We start from the raw sequence: 22,675 nt of genomic DNA, 5'->3' as shown, positions 1-22,675 counted from the left end.
AATTTGATTAAATTTTAATGTGCTAAAAATTTTTGTATGTAAAATGTACAAAATCCACATATTTTGTCTAACAGTTCGATTAAATAAATTTAAAATATTGATAATAATAATTTTATTTTTGTTTTAAAATTGTAACGCAAGTGCTATATTTGCGTCGTTATCGCAGTGCAGTAGCTGAAATGTTTTCGTTTTTGTCCATCGAGTTTTGTCTGTTTTTCATTGCTTTTTTTTGTATTTATTGGTCATTTCGTTTTAGTCCGAAAATACAAAATTTGATTTTGATTCTGTTTAGCTACACATTGATCTATCTGATGGCAGGTGAATTACCTGTCTTCATTTTATTGGGATTTACCTGTGCTGTTTTTCTAATAAGCGTTTTGATGGAGCGCTATGCACAACATAAAAAGACATTATTCTTGATTGGTATTTTGCTGACCATTGCTCAATTATCTTTATTTAAGTTTTATGACTTTTTTAAAGCACAAATCAGCTTTGCATTGAATCATTTAAACTTAGACAGCTCAGGTTTGGTGGCAAACCTGATTCTACCTTTAGGGATTTCATATTATTCATTTCAAGCCATCAGTTATTTAGTCAGCCGTTATCGTGAAGAAGTGGATGTACCTCGTTTTAAATTGAACGAGTTATTCATGCACTTTTCATTTTTTGCGACCATTACGGCAGGGCCCATTGCTCGTGCACAAAGTGCCAAAGGCTTAACAGATATTCAAGGACATGCCTGCGGTATGAGTGAACAAATCCGTTCATCGCAGCGTCGTCATATTTTATTTCCAAGTTTAGCTTTTTTATTCATCGCATTGGCATTGGTTAAAAAATGGTGGATTGCAGGGTGGTTGGCAGACAATTGGGTCAATCCTGTCTTTTCTAATCCAATGCAATATCATAGTTTAGAAGTACTTGCGGCGATTTATGGTTATACCTTACAGCTATTTTTAGACTTTTCTGGCTATAGCGAAATGATGATCGCTTTTGGTCTACTGCTCGGTTTTAAACTCCCTGTTAACTTTAGAGCACCTTTGCTTGCACATAATATCCGTGATTTTTGGGACAAATGGCATATCAGCCTGTCAACATGGATTCGTGATTATATCTATATTCCATTGGGCGGTAGCCGTGGCGGTTTTGTACGTACGCAGTTTAATTTACTTCTAGCGATGGTACTTTCAGGTGTATGGCATGGCTCAGGTTGGAATTTTTTCTTATGGGGATTATTTCACGGTTTGGCTTTGGTGCTGCTTAATGTTGCCGATAAACTCTATGAAAAAACCTTTAAAGTTTCAACAAAAGAAGCCCGTGATGCACTCTACAAATCAAGTTGGATCGGTAAGGTTTTAGGTGTATTTGTCACTATTCATTTTGTCTGTTTTTGTTTTGTATTTTTCCGAGCGAAAACTTTTGAAGAAGCAATGCAAGTATTTCAAGCCTTATTCACCAATTATGTTAATGTACAATGGTCGAATAATCCATTGTATTTACTGACTTTATTGACCATTTCTTGGATTGCCTATTCATTTGTGAAGCGTTTGTTTTCAACGCAAAGAATGCGTTTTGAAGTCTTACCGAAATATGCTCTATTTGTGCCTTTACTTATTGTTTTTATTGTCATTGTGATTTGTGCCCCATCAGGCATTCCAGGATTTATTTATGCCAACTTCTAATCCAAGCGAAATGACACGCTTAAATTTTGACTACGATCACGCAACAACACAGGATCATATTGAAAATGATCATTGGCAAGGTGTGCTGTATACGGTTGTATTTTTAGTGGTCACTGCTGTTTTAGGTATTTGGATGATGCAAAATTCAGTGAATGCCTATTATCAACAGACCTATCATCAAGACAGTCCCCTCAAGGTTTTGGATAAATACCCAATGTGGCAAAAAGGGGGAGAACTAGGCACTTTGTTCTATGCTGAACATAATGCTGTAAAAAATTCAATTCAGCAGCATAATCAATATATTGTTGACACATTTAATCATGATTATGCGTATACCACAGAATATAAACAGCAATTGGTTGAAAAAGCCAAACAGGAAAAAATCCGTTTAGCCAAAGAAGCGGCTGCGCGTGAGCATCAAAATTTACTCAATCAATTTAGTTTAACAAAAAATGATCAAGTATTTTTTGCAGGAGATTCTTTAATGCAAGGGGTTGCACCGTTTGTACAAAAGTATTTACTGGAAAATTATGACATTAAAACCGTGAATTTGAGTAAACAAAGTACAGGTTTATCTTATCCAAGCTTTTTTGATTGGCCAAAAACCATTCAAGAAACCATTGTAAGTCATCCTGAAATTAAAATTTTAGTGGTTTTTTTAGGACCGAATGACCCTTGGGATATGCCCAACCCGAAAGGCGGAACATATTTAAAATTTAAATCGCCTGAATGGGAAGCGGTCTATCGTTCACGAATTAAGGAAATTATTGATACGGCTCAGCAACATAATGTACGTGTCATGTGGTTAACCCCACCAAACATGCGTAAACCACAATTAAATGAGCAGATGATCTACTTAAATCAAGTGGTTGCAGATCAGGTACAAAAAAGCAAAGCATTCTTCATAGATTCTCGCCCTATTTTGGGTAATAAGAACAATGTTTATAGTGATTATTTGGTCAAAGATGGTCAATCCATCAAAATGCGCAGTGCGGACGGGATTCATTTCTCTGCAGAAGGACAAAAAGCGATTGCCAATGTGATCAGTCAGCATTTAAACGTCATTCAGTAGTCGATATTTAATTAGAAATTCGGTTTAGGTACATTCATGACAATGATTAAAAAAGTTTTAAATGTCAGTATTTTAGCAACGCTTGCGATTGGACAAAGTTTTGCAAGCAATTTAAGCAATTTTAATGAACCCAATACGGCCAAGTTAAATGCAGCGATACAAAATCGTGATGTGCATGTCGTGCAATTGGGTGATTCACATACTGCCGCAGATGAAATGACGCATGTTTTACGTCAACAATTACAAAATGCTTTAGGTGATGGTGGCATGGGCTGGGGTATGCCGATGTATTTCTCAGGTCAACGTATGGCACGATTTGGTTATGACAATTCAGGTTGGCGACCTGTTTCAAGCCGCACCCAGCGCAATGATAATTATACTTTAGGTGGTTTAAATGCTGTACCTCAATATGCAGGTGCAACACTCACCATCAAAGCTAAGCAGGTTGAGCAAGTTCAAAAAATTTTAGTCAGTATTCGTCAAGCAGCAAATGATATGCCATTTACAGGGATAGATGCAGACGGAAAAACATTTACCCTCGAAGCACCTGTTAAAAATAACCATTGGCAAACCGTTACTTTTACCGCCAAACTGCCGTTTACCATTACAGCACAAAATACTCAAAATTCAGCTTTAGGCGGATGGTGGGCAAAGAACCAAAATGGTTCAGGTGCTGTTGTGTCTGCATTGGGGATCAATGGTGCTGAGCTGTCTTATTGGAATCGTTGGAGCAATGATTGGCAAAATGAGCTGACAGCCGTTGCACCAAATTTAGTGATTTTGGCATACGGCACCAACGAAGCCTATAATGATAATCTGGATGTTGAACAAGCACGTTCTATTTTAATGGATAAAATTCAAAAGATTAGAGCAAGTTCACCACAAACAGCCGTCATGATTGTGTCTGCACCTGAAAGTTTAAAACGTACAGCAGGTGAATGTGGTAGTCGACCGATCAAATTAAGCGCCGTACAAAGTATGCAGTTGCAAGTCGCTCAGTCGATGCATACTTTGTATTGGGATTGGCAAAAAGCGATGGGGGGAAGTTGCTCAATGAAATCTTGGATTAATCAAGGTTTAGGACGTGCAGACGGCGTACATTTTTCAGCGTCAGGCTATCAGCGTTTAGGACGTAGTTTAGCTTCAGACTTGCTCAATCTTTCAGGTGTGAATATTGATATTCGTCCTGCATCAACGACTGAGGCAAATCAGACAAACTCAACACAGCCCACAAATTATGGACAACTTGGTTTTGCACAAATTTGTTTAGAAGGTTCGAGCGAATGTAAAAGTATTGGACGTTAAAATAGACACATAAACCTATAAAATAAACGTAATTGACACGATGTATAAGATTCAATTACGTTATTTTATTCAGGAGAATGTCATGCTTACTCCACTTATTTGGAAAGAATAAATTCCCAAATAATATAGCCCAGTGCGAAGCCAAGCAATGAATATGCCGTAATAATAAAAAATACAAAACTTGCTGTATTATGTTTTCTCAAAAAATCCATAGCAACCAGCCTTGAAAAGTTGATCACTTATTGTGGCCGATTCTACTCAAAATAAAAGATATAGAAATACATTAAAAAACTATAACAGACGATGATTTTTGTATCTATTCTATGATTTTATTGATAAATTTTAAGGAAAATAATACATATGTTTAGATTTTTATGCATTAAAATACCTCAAGTTTCAATTTTTTGTCATTCAATAACTATAAAATTACAAATCAAGGGTTGAATAGATATAACAATAATATATTATAAAAACATATAATGTTTATTGAGTGATCAAGTATGCATCCCTATTTAAATGCCTTGCTTGGCGGTGCGCTGTTAGGTATTGCTGTGGTTGGCTATTTATATGTCAACGGAAGAATTGCTGGAATCAGTGGCTTAATTGGACAGCTTTTCAATAAAAAAGGCTTTTTTCAACGTCCTGCAACATGGTTCTTATTGGGTTTATTTGTGACTCCTTTTGTGTATGGTCTATTTTTTAGTCCTGAGATTCAAATCGACGCATCACCCTTAGCCATGATTGTTGCAGGTGTTTTGGTTGGTTTTGGGACACGCTTAGGCTCTGGATGTACCAGTGGGCATGGGATTTGCGGTATGAGTCGTCTGTCTACGCGTTCTATGGTTGCAACGAGTCTATTTATGCTCGCAGGTTTCATCACCGTCTACGTCATGCGTCATTTACTGGGGCTATAAACATGAAAAATATTCTCGCTTTTATTTTTGGTAGCTTATTTTCTATTGGTTTAATGTGGTCAGGCATGGCAAACCCCGAAAATGTGCTGAGCTTTTTAGACTTGTTCGGTGAATGGAATGTAAGCCTCATGTTTGTCATGATTGGTGCAATTTGTGTGGCATTTATTCCATTTCAAAAAGCGATCCGTAAACCTGTAACGCTCTTTCATGAAAAAATTGAATTGCCAACATCAACACAAATTGATAAACGTTTATGTATTGGCGCATTGATTTTTGGTACAGGTTGGGGAATTGCAGGAATTTGTCCAGCACCCGCATTTACTTTAATTGGTTTAGGGTATTATCAAGCCATTTATTTCATTGCCGCGATGTTCTTTGGTGTGTGGTTGTATCGTAAATTTGATGGAGCAAAATAATATGCAAAACATTGTGATACAAGATTTCTTTGATGAAAATACAAATACTTTCAGCTATGTTGTTTCTGATCCCATCACTTCACAATGTGCCATCATCGACAGTGTTCTAGATTATGACTCAGCTTCAGCGAGTACCACTACTACACATGCAGATTTCATTATTGCTTACGTTCAAGCCAATGATTTGAAAGTTCAATGGATTTTAGAAACCCATGTACATGCCGATCATCTGACTGCCTCGCAATATTTAAAAGAAAAATTAGGTGGGCAAGTTGCAATGAGTGAAAAAATCAGTGAAGTACAGAAAACTTTTGCTGACATTTATCACTTTGAAAATACTGCACATTTTAATGTTGCTTTTGATTATTTGTTTGAAGCAGGCGAGAGATTTAAAATTGGGCAATTAGAGGCTTATAGCATTGCCACCCCCGGACACACACCTGCATGTTTAAGCTATGTGATTGAAGATTGTGTATTTGTCGGTGATACATTATTTATGCATGACTATGGTACAGCACGTTGTGATTTTCCTAAAGGAAGTGCATCACAACTTTATGATTCCATACAGAAAATATTTGCATTACCTGAACATTTCCGTATATTTTTATGTCATGATTATTTGCCTAAAACACGTACAGAATATCAATGTCAGAGTACGGTGAAAGCACAGAAATTAAAGAATATTCATGTGCATATTGGCATTGAAAAAGCAGATTTTGTGCAGATGCGCGAACAACGTGATGCAACCTTAAGTATGCCCAAGCTGATTTTACCTGCGATTCAAATTAATATGGTGGCAGGGCATTTTCCTAAAGCGGAAAGTAACGGAATCCGTTACTTGAAAATTCCCTTCAATTATTTTAAATCCTAGAATATTCTAGGATTTATCTCTTGTGTATCCATGATTTTGTGATTTTTAATCTACTGAATTTTATCTTGGATACGCTCAATTAAACAATCTAAACCATGCTGAATGTCTGTTGTCCATGTAAAAGAACAATTTAAACGCAAATAATGTTGCTGAGAACTCAACATATTAAACAGTTGGCTGGGTGTGACATCTATATTTTGTTGAATAAGATCGTGATAAATATCCATGCTATTCACAAAAATAGGGAGTTTGATCCAAAGGAAAAATCCGCTCGCATAGGAAAAAATTTGACATTGCTCAGGTAAGTTTTTTTCAAGGTAATGAAACATTTGTTTCTTATTTCGTTCTAGGTTGCGTCTTAGTTGACGCAAATGTTTTTCATAATGGTGATGTTGTAAAAACTCAACTAAGGCATTTTGTAGAAGTGAATTGGTTGAAATGGTGCTCATGAGCTGTAAGTGTTGAATTTTATTTGAAAATTTACCTGCATGTACCCAACCTACTCGAAAGTTAGCCCCCAAAGTTTTAGAAAAAGAAGAACAATGTAAAACCCAATTATGCTGATCAAAATGCTTGACTGAAAGTGGCTTTTTTTGACCGAAATACAATTCTTCATAGACATCATCTTCGATCAAATACACTTGATATTGGTGTAAAAGTTCAGCAATTTTTTGCTTGGTTTCGTTGTTTGCAGTAAACCCGATCGGGTTATGACTATTGAGCATTAACCAACATACTTTAATCGGGTAGTTTTTTAAAATATGTTCAAATGCATCTAAATCAATGCCCAGACGAGGGTGTTCAGGCACCGTAATGACTTTTAATCCCAATCTTTCAGCGGCTTGCCAAGCGCCGTAAAATATCGTTTCTTGTAAAACAATATAGTCACCGGCTTGTGTCACGGCTGCCAGGGCCAAATTGAGTGCATCCAAACAACCTGACGTAATGACCAAATCATCGGCTTGAGTCGCAATGCCATGCAGGCTATAGCGCTGTGCAATGATATTTCTCAGCTCAATATTGCCTGGAGGAAAACTATCAACATGCAAATAACTCTGTTTAGCGCGAGAAAGTTGCCCCATAATTTGGGTTAATTTTTGTGAATAGACCAATTCTGATGATGGAAATGCTGAACCTAAACCTAAATTGGTCGAAGGTTGAATTGATTTCAGATATTTAAAAATCAGAGAGTTAATTTCAATTTGATGATTGATTGAGACAATAGTTTGAGAATTTTGTGATTTTTCATTTAAATAATCATTCACAAAATAACCAGATTTTGCTTTTGAATAAATTAACCCTTGTGCTTCTAAGGCTTGATAAGCATTCATCACGGTCATTAAGCTAAAACCCGAACGTTGTACCTGATCCCGTAAGGACGGCAGTTTTTCGTTGGGTTTTAACGTGCCATTTTCAATGAGCTGTCGAAGATGTTGTGCTAACTGGTCAGCTTTATACATAAATTCTCAAAATATTAATTTAAATATGCATGGTCCGCACCGACTGTCAAAATAACACCGATACAAAATAATGCGCAGTAAATAAAAAACCAAATAATCATACGCTTAAATACTTTATCTGAAATAGAGCTGTCTGCGTATTGTGGTACTTTTTTTGAATCATGATCTTGCTTCATTGGTGTGATCTCATTTCAATCTATAAATATAGTATGAAAAAGATGAAAACAAATCACTAGAAATAGAACTGTACTAAAAAAATATAACAGATGAGTCAAATAAAGCGTATCTGTTATATCTACATGTCATTTATACTGAATATTGTTCTACTGTACGATATACCATGTTGGCAAAATTAGAATTGCATTTTAAAGCGTTGAATCCGTGGTTTAATGTGTTGCCAACTCGTTGAAATCCAACAGATCAGTGAACCTAAGGTAACGAGACATACACCGTGCCAAAATTCGATTGATAATGCTGTTTGTAAAATAAGCATGGAAAATAAAGTTGAAAAAATAGGACTAAAATAAGAAAGTGTGACCAAAAACGTGATATTTCCTTTGATAATACCAATATTCCATGCCGCATAGCCCAAAGCAGTTGCAAAACCAACAGCAAATAAATAGGGAAGCACTGTTAGATCAAGACTTGGCAGTGTCTCAAATGGATGTGCCATGAGCAATTTTGTCCATAAAACTACAGTGATCATGATGAAATACAAGGAAATAGGATTATGTCCTTGGCTATATTTTCGGGTGATTACACAATAAATTGCCCATAAAGTCGCGCCGATGAAAGCTAAAATATAACTTAAGGGATTTGACATGAAATGCGAGATGAGTAGAGATAACGAAAATTGGTTATTGCCTGTTTGAATCAAGATGATACCACTCATACTCACCATTAAACCCAGTACCACAAAAAGGCTAAACTTTAATTCTTTAAAAATGATCAGCATGACTACGGTGAGACTTGGCCATAAATAATTCACCAAACTAATTTCAATGGCTTGCTGTGGCGTTTGCGCCAGTGCAATCGCATAAGAAAAGCACAACTCGTAGACTAAGAATAATAAAGATGCACAAATCAAATATTTTTTGGGAATGACTCTTAAATTTGGAATTCTAAATATCAGTAATAAGATGACCGCACTTAAACTATACATCAGGGTCACAGCATAATCGGCACCTAATAGACTACTCAGTTTTTTTAATAATCCAACCAAAGAAGACCAAAGCAAAATAGCACTAAAGCCAAGAAGCGTAGCAAGATTTTTTGACATGACAAGACTGCTTTGCCTAGGAAATAGGCTGTTTTAGGGTCAGAGGTGGATGTGCATAGTATAGTGTTTTTTGATTTAATTAGAGGACGGATTTTAAGATTAAAAAACGGCTTTTAAATGGTTTATTTGAATGTTTGGTAAAAACTAAACCAAGCAAAATAAACTGACCATGTGATAGGAAAATACGAAAAATTTTAATGCTTGGAAAATAAAGAAAATTTAACTGTAAAATCATATTTTTTAAATTGAAAGGTGTATATTCAAGCCTGTTTTGAATTTTATGTTTAAAGTTACCGCTTATGACATCATTTTGGATTTTTTTTACAGTTATGGCTGCCTTTATGCAGGCATGGCGCAATGCTTTTCAAAAGCAATTGAGCCTCACGGTTGATGTCTATGGCGTGACTTTAGCACGTTTTATTTTTGGTTTACCGTTTGCGATTGTCTATATTTTTATTTTATATCTACAACAACCTCTAAGCACACACGTTGAATTTACCTCTCGTTATTGGCTATATGTCATCATTGCAGGTATGAGCCAAATTGCTGCCACTGCATTGATGGTAAGGCTATTTAAGCAAAAAAATTATGCGATTGGGGTTGGTTTAGCCAAAAGCGAAGCCATTTTGGCAGCGATGATTGCTGTAGCAGTTTTACATGAAAAGTTAACTGTATTGGGCTGGTTTGGTGTCATGTTGGGGGGAATTGCTGTATTTTTACTGAGTAATGGCAAACAAAAAGAAGCGATTTCATTACAAACTTTGACCATAGGTATAGGCAGTGGATTGTGTTTTGCCATTACTTCATTGCTCGTTCGTGAAGCCAGTTTGGAGTTGACGAATTTGCCATACTTACATCGGGCAGCATGGGTATTGCTCAGTATTATTGGTTTTCAGTGTTTGTCTATGTTGTTGTTTTTGATTGTCTTTAGTCGAAAAACATTGCTTGCGATGTGGCAAAAAATTGGACTCACATTTAAAGTGAGTGTCTGTAGTTTTTTAGCTTCTTTGGGGTGGTTTACGGCGATGAGCATGCAATCTGTCGCGATTGTGAAAACATTGGGACAGATTGAAATCTTATTTAGCCTGTTGATTTCAGTGTATTTCTTTAAAGAAAAATTAGCCAAAACGGAGCATATAGGACTTTTTTTAGTGGTTATTGCTGCAATTTTGGTAATTTGGGCTTAAAATTTTATACTTGAAAATGGTAAATGCCGTCATCACTGATAAAATTTAAATCTTATCCCAAGATATATCCACAGAATTTGTGGATTTATTTTTGTTTTAAGTATTTAAAATATATTTATAAATTATATTTTTGATCAATTATTCATCTGCAATTATTTTGTTTATGATCTGCTGACGATACTGCCAAAATATGACATCTTAATTTTCAATTTTTGAAATCATGACTTTTAAGCCATGAGGTTGATGATGTTGAAAATGGATGGCATAGCCGTTTTTATTTAAAAGCACATTGACTAAAGCTAAGCCTAAGCCATAACCTGTATTTTGTGCAGATTTACGCCAAAAACGTTTGGTTAAGAGTTGTAGTTCTGTATCATTTAAACCGATACCATTATCTTGAATAATCAAGTGATTATTTCGCATGTAAATATCAATCACAGTATAGGATTGGGCATGTAAATAAATATTTTCAAGCAAATTTTTTAAGATGATATGCAAGCTAGAGGCAGGCAATTGCAAGCTTGTCAGTGTGTTCCATTGGATCTGTAAATAGGTGCTTTCAAGCGCATATTTTAGGCTTAATTCTTGAATGACCTGTTTAAGTATGTCTGCAATTAGCGTGTTTTCGTGCGATTGTATAGGATGTAATTCAGTCTTACTCAATAACAGTAATTGTTCTAAGAGCTGTTGATAACGTTGAATACTATGATCAGCCTGTTGTAAATTTTGTGCAAGTTTAGACTGCTGTTGACCAGATTGTTGCAGCATTAAAAGGCTCAATTGCACGTTGGTTTTGATCGCTGTTAAAGGACTACGTAGCTCATGTGCGGCAAAAGCGCTAAAACTTTTTTCATTTTCTAAACTTTCATGTAAATTGTGAATCAGTTCAATCAGACTGTCGACAAAAGGCTGTATTTCAGTGGGAATATTTTGAGTTTTTAATGCCGATAAATAACTTGCTGCTTCAGATAAATTTTGCTTTTTTTGCGTGACATGTTGTGCAATTTGATCTAAAGGCTGAAATTCCACACGGATAATCCATAAAATTAGAAAAACACATAAAATTAAGGTAAAAATTAAAGGAATGAGCACGGACTTTAAGATTTGAGCTAATAGCGTCGAGCGTAATTGTAATTTTTCAGCAGAAACAACCTGAATCTGTCCCTTTTTCAATGTATAACTGCGCCATTCAGTGCCATGATGTGTCCATGTGCTAAAGCCTGAACTTTGGTTACTCAGGTTATCTGGCGCATCTTGGGTGCGTGCAATCACTTTTTGCGCTGTCGAAATATGTGAACTAAAAAATGAAACTTCACATGCAATTAAGTTGGGATTGGCATTTTCAGCATTTACAGATTCTAAAACATTGGGTAAATCATGCACAGGTAAATGACGAATTAAACGGGCAACCATGTGTGCAGATGCTGACAGACGTTCATCTAAGGTCAGTTGTAATTGTTTTTGTAAATCATAGTATAACCAGCAAAAAACCAGCGACCAAAGTAAAATAAACACCATTAATAAGGTCGACACTAAACGCCATTTTAAGCTATAACTTTTCATGGCTTTGCTTCTCATTGTTCAGTCGGTACTTTTAAAATATAGCCCACACCACGCACGGTCTGAATCAAATCGGGATGGGTTTTTTGTCTTAAATGATGGATATGTACATTAATGGCATTACTTTCAATGCTGTCTTGGAAGCCATAAGTTTTATCAATTAATTGTTCTGTTTTTAATACCTGATTTGGGTAGAGCATAAAAGTTTCAAGTAGGCTATATTCTCGACGTGATAGACTCAAAACTTGTTGTTGATAGTAAGCTTGCTGTGTATCTTGATTAATTTCTAAATCCGCAATACTTAAAACATTTGATGAATAACCACGATGACGCCGTGTTAATGCATGAATACGCGCAATTAGCTCGGTTAAATCAAAAGGCTTGGTCAAGTAATCATCGGCACCTGCATTTAATGCTTCAACACATTGTTGAGTTTGATTACGTGCGGTGAGGACAAGAACGGGGACATGCAATTGATCTGTACGCCAATTTGACAATAACTCAAGACCGTCTTGGTCGGGTAAACCCAAATCCAATAAACATAAATCTACCGCAGTTTTACGAATAAAATAGTCTGCTGCTTGAGCAGTACTGACATGTTCAATTGAAATATTTAAATAATCCAATGCCGCAACAATACTTTGTGCAATAAATGGATCATCCTCGACCAAGACAACAAACATGAAGGTTCCTTTTTATGTAGATAAAATGCCTATAGACCCTAGATTTTACAAAGAAAAACAAGTCTTAATGTTCTCTTAACCCATTTTCGATGATAATGCATTTAGTCACATTATTTAGATTGATAGATATGTTTATCAAAACCTTAACAGGTGTCGTACTGAGCTTAGCTTCGACAGCTATTTTTGCGAATGAGGATTTTTTACCCCCAGATCAAGCGTTTAAATTTCAGGCACACTCGATTTCACAACAACAAGCTGAACTGAATTGGCAAGTTGCACCACATTATTATTTATATCATGACCAATTTAAAGTCAGTGTAGCGCAAAAAGAGCTTGCACTGAAATTACCACAGGGAAAAGAAAAAGATGACCCCACCTTTGGTAAAACCAATGTGCATTATCATCAAGTGACAACAACCCTTAATGTTAAGCCTAATCAAGAATATCGTGTGCAATGGCAAGGCTGTTCGGAGGATGGGTTATGTTATCCTTTGCAACATACAACAATTCAAACGGATGCATCGGGTTTATTGCCACAACAAAAATTAGCCAAAGTGGGTATAAATCCATCTGAGCCGTTGTTAGAAAATAATACCAGTGAAAATAATCGCTTACTAAAGAATACAGTTGCAGACGATGCTGTGCCGATCAAAGAACAAACAGCTGAATTAGATAAAACAAAAAATATCCCTCCTGAAACAACACTTGTGCAAGAAGATGACTCATCTGCAAGCCAAGTACAAACGATTCAAGCAACATCGAGCAATGCAGCAACACTAATACCTGAGCAACAAAATGAATCACTGCAAAATGAGTTAAACAACGATCAATTTTTCTTAAAACTATTGAATCAGCAAAATATTTTCTTAAATATTTTATTGTTTTTAGCATTAGGAATTTTACTGGCATTTCTGCCGTGTTCTTTACCATTGATTCCTATTTTATCAGGCATTTTAGTACAGCGTAGTAAGGGGTACAAAGCGGCAGCGATTGCCTCAACCTTTGTGATCTGTATGGCTTTGGTCTATGGCTTGATGGGAGTGGTGGTCTCACAGCTCGGTTTCGGTATTCAGCGTTGGTTTCAAAATCCAATATTTATCAGTGTTTTTGCGATTTTATTTGTAGTTTTTGCATTAAATTTATTTGGGCTGTATCAAATTTCTTTACCGCGTGGACTGTTACAACGTTTAGATCAGTTACAACAACGTCAAAAGGGCGGAACCTTAGTCGGTGCAGGTATGATGGGCGCAATTTCCGCACTGATCGTGGGTCCATGTATGAGTGCGCCTTTGGCTGGGGCATTATTGTATGTTTCGCATCTTGAACAGCCTGTCTGGGGTGGCTTTTATCTGTTCTTAATGGGCTTAGGTATTGGTATTCCATTGTTTGTTGCGAGTGTATTTGGTTCGAAATATTTACCTAAGCCTGGATTATGGATGGATCGTTTAAAGTTTAGCTTTGGTTTTGTCATGTTGTTGATGGCAGTTTACTTTGCACGTCCTTTATTACCGTCCATGATCTACTTTGTTTTACTGGCAATTTTACTGTTTGCGATGACGATTTATCTGTTTGCGATCATCCGTCATGTTGTTCAATTACCCTATAAAATCTTGGTGCTAGTGATTGCTTTAGCAACAGCCAGTGCAGGAATTTGGCAAACACGTCAAGCACTTCAACAAATGAATGCTGCGGAAAAATTAGCGCAATTACATCCTTGGATCAAAGTGAGCAATGCACAGCAATTTGAACAAGTATTGGCACAAAATACGCAAAAACCCATCATTATAGATGTTTATGCAGATTGGTGTGTGGCATGCCAACCGATTGAAAAAGAAGTTTTTCCTCGTGCAGATGTACAAGCTGCTGTGCAAGATGTGGTACGGATTAAATTGGATTTAACTCATCCTGAAGCTTCACAAGATGCGTTGTTGAAAAAATGGCAAATTTTAGGTCCACCGACCATGATTTTCCTTAATGCACAGCAGCAAGAAATGCGTGATTTACGTTTAACAGGCACATTTACAGCACCACAATTTTTGCAAAAACTTGTTCAGTTAAAGCAAGAGAATACGCAATGATTTCTGCTGAAGCCATTCATTTAGGCCCTTTTATGTTGCCATTTCCACTGCTGTTGGTGCTCTTAGGTTTAATCTTGGTCTACATTGTTGGCAAAATTTTACAGAAGAAACAACACTGGTCGGCTGAAACTTGGCAGACTTTTTCTGATTCTTTATGGACGACACTGTGGGTGGGGCTGATTGCAGCACGATTGGTTTTTGTGTTGTTCAATCTAGAGGTGTATTTGGCATCTCCCATCGACATGCTTAAGGTTCAAGACAAAGGCTTCCATTTATATGGTGGTGTAATTGTAGGTATTGTGTGGTTTTTATGGAAAAATCGTGCATTTAAACTTGAAAATAAAGTCATTTTTGTGACTATTTTCACTTTAATTTGTGCGTTTAGTTTGGGCTTAAAACAATGGCAGAAGCCACACCGTTTTTACCCTAAAATGCAATTTTATAGCCTTGAACAGCAACAAATTCCGTTAAAACAATTTATAGGTAAGCCAACTGTTGTCAATCTTTGGGCGAGTTGGTGTCCACCATGTCATCGTGAGATGCCTGTTTTGGCACAAGCACAAACTCAATTTAAAAATGTCAATTTTGTCATGCTGAATCAAGGTGAAAATGTGGTGACAATTCAGCAATATTTAAATAAACATCACTTTTCTTTTCAATATGTTTTGATGGATTCGCAAGGTCAACTTGCCAAAGAAATGAAGATGTTTGGTTTGCCAAGTACACTATTTTTTAACTCACAAGGACAATTGATGGATCGTCATATGGGCGAACTGAGTCCTGTCATGCTGCAACAGTATTTAAAGAAAATTTCGAATTCTGATCATTTAAAATAGGTGAAAATTATGCAAAATATTCGTTATTTATCACAAAAAATTGCTTTAACTTTATGTGTATTTGGTAGTGCAAGTACAAGTTTTGCGCTCACGCCATTGCAGCAACAAATTGCAAATGAAGGCTTTGAATTTGTGAAGGAAATTCCTGCACCTACAAATATGAAAGGTTGGGCAGGACATAGAGACCAATATCCTGCGACAGTATTTATTTCAAATGATCAAAAATATTATATCGTGGGAGACTTATATAATGCCAAAGGGGAAAATTTATCTGTCGAAGCATTAGAAAAGCATGTCAAAGGCGCTGTTTTAGATGATGTATGGCAGTCATTGGAAAAATCAACATATATTCAAGACGGTAAAAAAGATGCACCACGTGTTGTTTATGTTTTTTCTGACCCGAATTGTCCTTATTGTTATCAGTTTTGGCAAAAGGCACGTCCTTGGGTCAATTCAGGAAAAGTTCAATTACGTCACATTCAAGTGGCTGTGATCCGCAAAGAAAGTCGTGGGCAGGTGGCGACTTTATTAACATCGAAAAATCCTGAGCAAGTTTTTAGCCAACTCAATTTAAAATCAGGTGATCAATCCTTAAAACCAATGCAAAATATTCCTGCTGAAATTGCCAAAAAAATTGATGCTAATCAGGAACTCATGGATAAATATGGTTTCTTTGCAACGCCTGCGGTGATTTGGAAAGACAGTAAAGGGGAGTTTAAGTCTGCTCAAGGGATGCCGAAAGACTTAAAAGAAGTTTTTGAACAGTGATGTTAAAATCATCACTTTTTGTAAGTATTTGAAATATAAGACCCTAAATTTAGGGTCTTATGCAAGTTGTTTAAAAAATAAAAACTTAGTCCATCAATAAATGTTGATATTCATCCGCTTGCGCTCTTAGAAAATCCCAGACCAATTTAATGCGTGGTTCATGTTGTAAATCGACCAAAGTCAGCATCCAAAAAGTATGTACAAAGCGCACTTCGTCATGCAAAACTTGTTCAAGTTCAGGCTGATCATTGGCTAAAAATTTGGGCAATATTGCCAATCCTGCACCTGCACTGACAGCAATTTGCTGTGCCAAAATGCTACTGCTTCGAAAATTTGCAGTGAGCTGTAAAGGTAGCCGTTCTAAACAATACAATTCAGGGCTATAGACCAAATCATCAATATAATTAACAAAACGATGTTGTTTTAAATCTTCAAGTTTATGAATGGGTTGGGTTTTTGAAAGATAGTCTTTACTGCCATAAATTTTTAAGCAATAGTCGGTCAAACGGGTGATGATATAAGGTCCAGATTTAGGACGGTCAATCGAAATCACAATGTCAGCTTCACGATGTGACAACTTAATCATTTTCGGTACAGGGATTAGATCAATGGTGAGTAAGGGGTATTTTTTGGACAATTCTGCCAATAATTTAGCTAAAAATGCAGTGCCAAAACCTTCTGGTGTGCCAATACGCACACGACCTTGTAAAGGTTGATGTGGTTTTTCGATTTGTAAAAAAGCGTGTTCCATTTGTTCAACACGTGGGACAAGTGCCAAACCTTCTATGGTCAGTTCATAACCCGTTGCTTCACGTTTAAATAATGGCGTTCCTAAAGCCAGCTCCAAAGCCTGTATTCTTCGAGAAACGGTACTATGTTCGACACCAATCATGCGTGCTGCATTGGTCAGTGTTTTTGCACGTGCCAAGACTAAAAAATACTGCAAATGATCCCAATCCACTTTCATTGTTACTGTTCTTCCATGTGCATTTTTGCACAACAATCGTGCGTGAATTTCTATTGGTCGTCAAATTTTTCTTTGTTAGTCTCAAATGAAACAGCAATACAGAAAATAAGCTGAATTGAGTTTCAAACTATTTTCAAACAATGAAACAACAAAAAATAGTACCTATGGAGAGGTTATGAACAGCATCACAAATATTCAGTCAACGACGGCTAAATTATTAATTAACGGACAGTTTGTAGAATCACAAACTTCGGATTGGCAAGACATTGTTAACCCTGCAACACAGGAAGTGTTAGGTCGTGTGCCGATGGCAACACTGGATGAAGTTGATGCTGCCATTGCTGCTGCTCAAGATGCGTTTAAAACATGGCGTTTAACACCAATTCAAGCACGTATGCGTATCATGTTGAAATTACAGGACTTGATCCGTGACAACATGAAAGACATTGCAAAAGTATTAACGGCTGAACAAGGCAAAACCTTGGCTGACGCTGAGGGTGATATCCAACGCGGTTTAGAAGTCGTTGAGCATGCATGTTCAATTGGTACGTTGCAAATGGGTGAATATGTCGAAGGTGTTGCACGTGGTGTAGACACGTATACGCTGCAGCAACCACTTGGTGTGTGTGCAGGCATTACACCATTTAATTTTCCTGCGATGATTCCTTTGTGGATGTTCCCAATGGCGATTGTTTGCGGAAATACTTTTGTATTGAAGCCTTCTGAACAAGATCCATTGTCGACCATGATGTTGGTTGAGCTTGCTGTACAAGCGGGTGTACCTGCAGGCGTATTAAACGTTGTACACGGCGGTAAAGCAGTGGTTGATCGTTTATGTACCCATCAAGATATTAAAGCGATTTCTTTTGTTGGTTCAACGGCTGTCGGAACGCATGTATATAACCTTGCAGGACAACATGGTAAACGTGTTCAGTCGATGATGGGCGCAAAAAACCATGTCGTGGTGATGCCTGATGCCAATAAAGAACAAACTTTAAACGCGCTTGTCGGGGCGGCATTTGGTGCGGCAGGTCAACGTTGTATGGCACTTTCTGTTGCAGTGATGGTCGGTGAAAGTAAAAACTGGGTGGATGAACTGGTCGAAAAAGCCAAAACTTTAAAAGTGAATGCAGGACATGAGCCAAATACCGACATTGGTCCAGTGATTTCTCCTCGTGCCAAAGCTCGTGTGATGGACTTAATCAATAGCGGTGTAGAGCAAGGTGCAGAGCTGTTACTTGATGGTCGTGATGTACAAGTTGTGGGCTATGAAAATGGCAACTTTGTTGGTGCGACCATTTTCAATGATGTCAAAACAGATATGCGCATTTATAAAGAAGAAATCTTTGGTCCTGTGCTTGCCATTATCAATGTAGACACTTTAGATGAAGCAATCGAACTGATTAATGCTAATCCATTTGGTAATGGTGTGGGCTTATTTACCCAAAGTGGTGCAACTGCACGTACATTCCAAAATACCATTGATATCGGTCAAGTCGGTATTAATATTCCAATTCCTGTACCTGTGCCATTTTTTAGCTTCACAGGTTCACGTGGTTCAAAACTTGGCGACTTAGGTCCTTATGGTAAGCAAGCGGTACAGTTCTATACACAAACCAAAACCATTACCAGCCGTTGGTTTGAAGACACTCAAGAAAAAGGTGAAGTCAACACCACCATTAACCTACGTTAAAACCTGCGTGTAAATACACAAAATTTAGGAGTTCAAGGATGAATATTGCTTTTATTGGTTTAGGGAATATGGGCGGTAAAATGGCTCAAAACCTCCTCAAAGCAGGTTTAACGGTATACGGTTTTGACCTCAGTGAAGTGGCAATTCAGCACTTCACCGAAGCTGGTGGGATTGTGTGTGACAGTCCTCAGGCAGCGGCGCAACATGCTGATGTGGTGATCAGCATGTTACCTGCGGCAAAACATGTGAAAGAGGTGTATTTGGGTGAAAATGGTGTGTTGTCCGTGCTTAAAGCAGGCAGCTTATGTATTGATAGCAGTACCATTGATCCACAAACGATCAAAGATATGGCTGAGGTTGGTGCTGAAAAAGGCATCAAAATCTGTGATGCCCCAGTGTCAGGCGGTACGATTGGTGCGCAAGCAGGGACGTTGACCTTTATGGTCGGTAGCGATGATGCCGTATTTGAACAAGCGAAAACAGTATTGCAGCACATGGGTAAAAACATTGTGCATTGTGGTGATGTTGGCGCAGGGCAAATTGCTAAAATTTGTAATAATTTGATTTTAGGCATTTCAATGGCTGCGGTTGCTGAAGGAATGGCATTGGGTGCAAAACTTGGTATTGACCCACAAGCGCTTGCAGGTGTCGTGAATAGTTCAAGTGGTCGCTGTTGGAGTTCGGAAGTGTGTAATCCTTGGCCTGATATTTCAGCCAATGCACCTGCGGGTCGTGGCTATACGGATGGTTTTGCTACGCAACTCATGCTGAAAGATTTAGGTTTAGCTATCGAAGCAGCAGGGCAAGTCAAACAACCGATTTTATTAGGTGGTTTGGTGCAACAAATGTATCAACAGTTGTGTTTGCAAGGTAATGCACACTTAGATTTTTCCAGCATTATTCAGCAATATTTACCACCACAAGCTTAATAGTTGCATGCCAAAGGATGGCATAACGATAAATATTCACTCATGTCATGAATAACAACAAATCTAGACGGAGCTTAAACGATGTTGAATTATCAAGATGTAGCGGCAGCATTTGATTTAAATCAAGCTGCTCAAGAAATGCTTTCGGGTTCATTAGATCAAGTTAATGCTTGCTATGAATGCTGTGACCGTCATGCAGAAGCAGATGCGAATAAAGTCGCATTATATTGGCAAGGAAAAGATGGGCGCAAAGAACAATATACCTTTAGCCAATTGAAAACATGGTCAAGCCAATTTGCCAATTTTTTAAAATCGCAAGGTGTACAAAAAGGTGATCGAGTTTCGGGATTATTACCCCGAACACCTGAACTTTTAGTGGTGATTTTAGGGACTTGGCGCATTGGGGCAGTGTATCAACCGTTATTCACCGCTTTTGGACCGAAGGCGATTGAGCATCGTGTGCAGTTAGCACAAAGTAAATTGGTAATTTCCGATGTAGGTAACCGTAGCAAATTGGATGAAATTGCCCATTGCCCACAAATCGTGACGGTTGCAGATCATGACGGTCATGGGGTTGAACCAGGCGATTTAAACTTTTGGGATGTGGTCAATGCACAGTCTGATCAATGTGAATTGGTCATGCAAACGATCCAAGACCCATTTTTACTCATGTTTACTTCGGGTACGACAGGTCCTGCAAAACCGTTAGAAGTACCATTAAAAGCTTTAATCGCTTTTGGCAACTACATGAAAGATGCGATTGGTTTAAAAGCAGATGATTCATTTTGGAATATTGCTGACCCCGGTTGGGCGTATGGTTTGTACTATGGCATCACAGGACCATTACTGTTAGGTCATGCGACTTTATTCTACGAAGGTGGTTTTAGTATCGACAGCTTGTGTCAGATTGTTGATGATTACCAAGTGACCAATTTGGCAGGTGCGCCAACAGCCTACCGTATGATGATGGCAGCTGATCCTCAGCAAATGGCAAAACTCAAAGGTAAATTCCGCGTGGTCAGTAGCGCAGGTGAGCCATTAAATCCAGAAGTGTTTAGATGGTTTAAACAAGTTCTAGATGCCCCAATTTTTGATCACTATGGGCAAACTGAAACAGGCATGGTGGTCTGTAATCATCATGCACTCAGTCATGATGTTCGAGCAGGTGTCGCAGGCTATGCAAGTCCAGGGTATCGGGTGGCGGTTGTAGATGAGCAAGGCAATGAGCTGCCGACAGATACACCGGGAATCCTTGCAGTGGATATCGAACAATCCCCAATGATGTGGTTTGGTGGCTATAAAGAAAGCCGTAAGTCTCCATTTTTAAAGCATTATTATTTAACTGGAGACACCGCAGAATTACATGCAGATGGCAGTATGAGTTTTGTTGGACGTAGTGATGATGTCATTACAACGTCAGGCTATCGTATTGGTCCTTTTGATGTAGAAAGCGCTTTACTTGAGCATGATGCGGTGATTGAAGCTGCTGTGGTGGGTGTGCCTGATCCTGAGCGAACTGAAATTGTGAAAGCTTTCGTGATTTTGGCAGAAGGCAAAACAGCATGTGACGAACTCGCTGAACAACTTGGACAATTTGTCAAAAAACGTTTATCTGCACATGCTTATCCACGTCAAGTCGAATTTGTTCAGGAATTACCAAAAACTCCAAGCGGTAAGATTCAGCGCTTTTTACTACGCAATCAAGAGATTGCCAAACAAACGGCAAAGCAAGCAGGTTAATGAATATAAGACTTTCATCGAGTATTCAGCATAAAAAATAATATGTTAAAACTTGATGAAAGTTAAGGAATTTTTGTAAAGGAAAACAAGATGCAATTTACCGAAGAACAATTGTTAATTCAGGATATGGCGAGAAATTTCGCACAAGAGCAAATTAAGCCAAATGCAGCAGATTGGGATCGTCATGGCACATTTCCAAAAGATGCATTGTCACAAATGGGACAATTGGGCTTTTTAGGTATGTTGATCTCTGATGAATGGGGCGGCTCAGCAACTGGAAATTTAGCCTATGTTTTAGCGCTAGAAGAAATTGCCGCAGCAGATGGCGCAACCTCAACCATTATGAGCGTACATAACTCTGTCGGTTGTGTACCCATTGCCAAATTTGGCACAGATGAGCAAAAAGAAAAATATTTAAAACCTTTGGCACAAGGTGAAATGATCGGTGCTTTTGCTTTGACCGAACCGCATACTGGTTCAGATGCTGCTGCGATTAAAACCCGTGCAGTTAAAGACGGTGATCACTGGGTGATTAATGGCGCAAAACAATTTATTACCTCAGGTCATAACGCAGGCGTGATTATTGTTTTTGCTGTGACAGATCCAAGTGCAGGAAAAAAAGGCATCAGTGCTTTCATCGTCCCGCGTGAAACAGCAGGTTATGAAGTCATTCGTACTGAAGAAAAATTAGGTTTACATGCGTCTGATACCTGTCAAATTGCGCTAACCGATGTACGCGTTCATGAAAGTTTGATGTTAGGTAAAGAAGGTGAAGGTTTAAAAATCGCCTTGTCAAATCTTGAAGGTGGACGTATCGGGATTGCAGCGCAAGCTGTGGGTTTGGCACGTGCCGCACTTGAAGAAGCAACGCAATACGCCAAAGACCGTATTACGTTTGGTAAACCTATTTTTGAGCATCAAGCGGTGGCATTTCGTTTAGCTAGTATGGCAACGGAAATTGAAGCAGCACGTCAGTTGGTACATCATGCAGCACGCTTAAAAGAAGCAGGACAGCCATGCTTAAATGAAGCTTCGATGGCAAAGTTGTTTTCTTCGGAAATGGTGGAGCGTGTTTGCTCAGCAGCGCTGCAAATTCATGGTGGATATGGCTATCTCAAAGACTTCCCTATCGAGCGAATTTACCGTGATGCGCGTATTTGTCAGATTTATGAAGGTACGAGCGATATTCAACGTTTGGTGATTGCACGTAGTTTATAAAGTATTTAAAAATAAGAGAT

General features: G+C 38.0%; 21 protein-coding genes. 14 read left to right on the top strand and 7 right to left on the bottom strand.

Annotation, left to right across the window (positions count from 1 at the left end; genetic code table 11):
- Positions 1 to 311: 311 nt before the first annotated feature.
- Genes HX129_RS04160 through HX129_RS04150 form a run of 3 tightly spaced genes read left to right on the top strand, consistent with a single transcriptional unit; the run spans position 312 to position 4,056 of the window.
- Positions 312 to 1,679, top strand: a complete 1,368-nt coding sequence (locus tag HX129_RS04160) for an MBOAT family O-acyltransferase (RefSeq protein WP_286433823.1) — start codon at positions 312 to 314, stop codon at positions 1,677 to 1,679.
- Positions 1,666 to 2,751, top strand: coding sequence for an SGNH/GDSL hydrolase family protein (locus HX129_RS04155; protein ID WP_286436024.1), 1,086 nt, complete (start codon positions 1,666 to 1,668; stop codon positions 2,749 to 2,751). The genes HX129_RS04160 and HX129_RS04155 overlap by 14 nt, the downstream gene beginning before the upstream one ends.
- A 36-nt stretch (positions 2,752 to 2,787) precedes the next feature.
- On the top strand, positions 2,788 to 4,056 hold the full coding sequence (locus HX129_RS04150; protein ID WP_286433825.1) for a GDSL-type esterase/lipase family protein: 1,269 nt from the start codon (positions 2,788 to 2,790) through the stop codon (positions 4,054 to 4,056).
- A gap of 95 nt (positions 4,057 to 4,151) precedes the next feature.
- On the opposite strand, the gene HX129_RS17765 is transcribed toward HX129_RS04150, so the two are convergent.
- Entirely contained in the window at positions 4,152 to 4,268 is a 117-nt protein-coding gene (locus HX129_RS17765; protein ID WP_372403037.1) for a hypothetical protein, read from the bottom strand.
- A 288-nt stretch (positions 4,269 to 4,556) separates the two neighbouring features.
- Between HX129_RS17765 and HX129_RS04145 the strand changes: the two genes are divergently transcribed.
- Genes HX129_RS04145 through HX129_RS04135 form a run of 3 tightly spaced genes read left to right on the top strand, consistent with a single transcriptional unit; the run spans position 4,557 to position 6,257 of the window.
- A complete protein-coding gene (locus HX129_RS04145) occupies positions 4,557 to 4,970 on the top strand; it encodes a YeeE/YedE family protein (protein ID WP_130073462.1) in 414 nt (137 codons plus the stop codon).
- A 2-nt stretch (positions 4,971 to 4,972) separates the two neighbouring features.
- On the top strand, positions 4,973 to 5,386 hold the full coding sequence (locus tag HX129_RS04140) for a DUF6691 family protein (RefSeq protein ID WP_286436023.1): 414 nt from the start codon (positions 4,973 to 4,975) through the stop codon (positions 5,384 to 5,386).
- Between the two features lies 1 nt (position 5,387).
- Positions 5,388 to 6,257, top strand: a complete 870-nt coding sequence (locus HX129_RS04135) for an MBL fold metallo-hydrolase (protein ID WP_286433826.1) — start codon at positions 5,388 to 5,390, stop codon at positions 6,255 to 6,257.
- A gap of 50 nt (positions 6,258 to 6,307) precedes the next feature.
- Here HX129_RS04135 and HX129_RS04130 read toward each other — a convergent pair whose 3' ends face one another.
- From HX129_RS04130 to yddG, 3 genes are all read right to left on the bottom strand, one after another.
- A complete protein-coding gene (locus HX129_RS04130; RefSeq protein ID WP_286433827.1) occupies positions 6,308 to 7,717 on the bottom strand; it encodes an aminotransferase-like domain-containing protein in 1,410 nt (469 codons plus the stop codon).
- 14 nt (positions 7,718 to 7,731) lie between these two features.
- The gene (locus HX129_RS04125) at positions 7,732 to 7,893 is read right to left on the bottom strand and encodes a hypothetical protein (protein ID WP_165353049.1); all 162 of its coding nucleotides are present in this window, start codon (positions 7,891 to 7,893) and stop codon (positions 7,732 to 7,734) included.
- Between the two features lie 176 nt (positions 7,894 to 8,069).
- Positions 8,070 to 8,996 carry an aromatic amino acid DMT transporter YddG gene (gene yddG / locus HX129_RS04120; protein WP_286433828.1) on the bottom strand — a complete coding sequence of 309 codons (927 nt, stop codon included), beginning with the start codon at positions 8,994 to 8,996 and terminating at the stop codon, positions 8,070 to 8,072.
- Positions 8,997 to 9,295: 299 nt separating this feature from the next.
- Here yddG and HX129_RS04115 point away from each other — a divergent pair, with 299 nt between their 5' ends.
- Positions 9,296 to 10,183: a DMT family transporter gene (locus HX129_RS04115; protein WP_286433829.1), complete on the top strand. Its 888-nt coding sequence runs from the start codon at positions 9,296 to 9,298 to the stop codon at positions 10,181 to 10,183.
- Positions 10,184 to 10,381: 198 nt separating this feature from the next.
- Here HX129_RS04115 and HX129_RS04110 read toward each other — a convergent pair whose 3' ends face one another.
- Together HX129_RS04110 and HX129_RS04105 are read right to left on the bottom strand one after the other, a co-directional pair.
- Positions 10,382 to 11,746, bottom strand: coding sequence for an ATP-binding protein (locus tag HX129_RS04110; RefSeq protein ID WP_286433830.1), 1,365 nt, complete (start codon positions 11,744 to 11,746; stop codon positions 10,382 to 10,384).
- An 11-nt stretch (positions 11,747 to 11,757) separates the two neighbouring features.
- Positions 11,758 to 12,426 carry a response regulator gene (locus HX129_RS04105; RefSeq protein ID WP_130073469.1) on the bottom strand — a complete coding sequence of 223 codons (669 nt, stop codon included), beginning with the start codon at positions 12,424 to 12,426 and terminating at the stop codon, positions 11,758 to 11,760.
- 128 nt (positions 12,427 to 12,554) lie between these two features.
- On the opposite strand from HX129_RS04105, the gene dsbD reads away from it, so the two are divergent.
- From dsbD to dsbG, 3 genes are read left to right on the top strand one after another with little or no spacing between them, the layout of a single operon-like run.
- The gene (dsbD, locus tag HX129_RS04100; protein WP_286436022.1) at positions 12,555 to 14,504 is read left to right on the top strand and encodes a protein-disulfide reductase DsbD; all 1,950 of its coding nucleotides are present in this window, start codon (positions 12,555 to 12,557) and stop codon (positions 14,502 to 14,504) included.
- A complete protein-coding gene (locus tag HX129_RS04095; RefSeq protein WP_286433832.1) occupies positions 14,501 to 15,340 on the top strand; it encodes a TlpA disulfide reductase family protein in 840 nt (279 codons plus the stop codon). Before dsbD ends, HX129_RS04095 begins: the two co-directional genes overlap by 4 nt.
- Before the next feature lie 9 nt (positions 15,341 to 15,349).
- Entirely contained in the window at positions 15,350 to 16,108 is a 759-nt protein-coding gene (dsbG, locus tag HX129_RS04090) for a thiol:disulfide interchange protein DsbG (protein ID WP_286433833.1), read from the top strand.
- Between the two features lie 85 nt (positions 16,109 to 16,193).
- Here the strand turns inward: dsbG and HX129_RS04085 are convergent, their stop codons facing one another.
- The gene (locus HX129_RS04085) at positions 16,194 to 17,075 is read right to left on the bottom strand and encodes a LysR family transcriptional regulator (protein ID WP_286433834.1); all 882 of its coding nucleotides are present in this window, start codon (positions 17,073 to 17,075) and stop codon (positions 16,194 to 16,196) included.
- 175 nt (positions 17,076 to 17,250) lie between these two features.
- Between HX129_RS04085 and HX129_RS04080 the strand changes: the two genes are divergently transcribed.
- From HX129_RS04080 to HX129_RS04065, 4 genes are all read left to right on the top strand, one after another.
- Entirely contained in the window at positions 17,251 to 18,768 is a 1,518-nt protein-coding gene (locus HX129_RS04080; RefSeq protein ID WP_130073474.1) for a CoA-acylating methylmalonate-semialdehyde dehydrogenase, read from the top strand.
- Positions 18,769 to 18,806: 38 nt separating this feature from the next.
- The gene (gene mmsB / locus HX129_RS04075) at positions 18,807 to 19,697 is read left to right on the top strand and encodes a 3-hydroxyisobutyrate dehydrogenase (protein WP_286433835.1); all 891 of its coding nucleotides are present in this window, start codon (positions 18,807 to 18,809) and stop codon (positions 19,695 to 19,697) included.
- Positions 19,698 to 19,778: 81 nt separating this feature from the next.
- Positions 19,779 to 21,437: an AMP-binding protein gene (locus HX129_RS04070; RefSeq protein WP_286433836.1), complete on the top strand. Its 1,659-nt coding sequence runs from the start codon at positions 19,779 to 19,781 to the stop codon at positions 21,435 to 21,437.
- Between the two features lie 90 nt (positions 21,438 to 21,527).
- Positions 21,528 to 22,655 (top strand): acyl-CoA dehydrogenase family protein, encoded by a 1,128-nt coding sequence (locus HX129_RS04065; RefSeq protein ID WP_174492603.1) that lies wholly within the window; start codon positions 21,528 to 21,530, stop codon positions 22,653 to 22,655.
- Positions 22,656 to 22,675: the final 20 nt, after the last annotated feature.

The organism is Acinetobacter sp. 251-1 (assembly GCF_030329305.1).
Taxonomy (GTDB): Bacteria; Pseudomonadota; Gammaproteobacteria; order Pseudomonadales; family Moraxellaceae; genus Acinetobacter; species Acinetobacter piscicola_A.
Note: the sequence above shows the minus strand (reverse complement) of the source record. Positions and strands in the feature narration are given on the sequence as shown.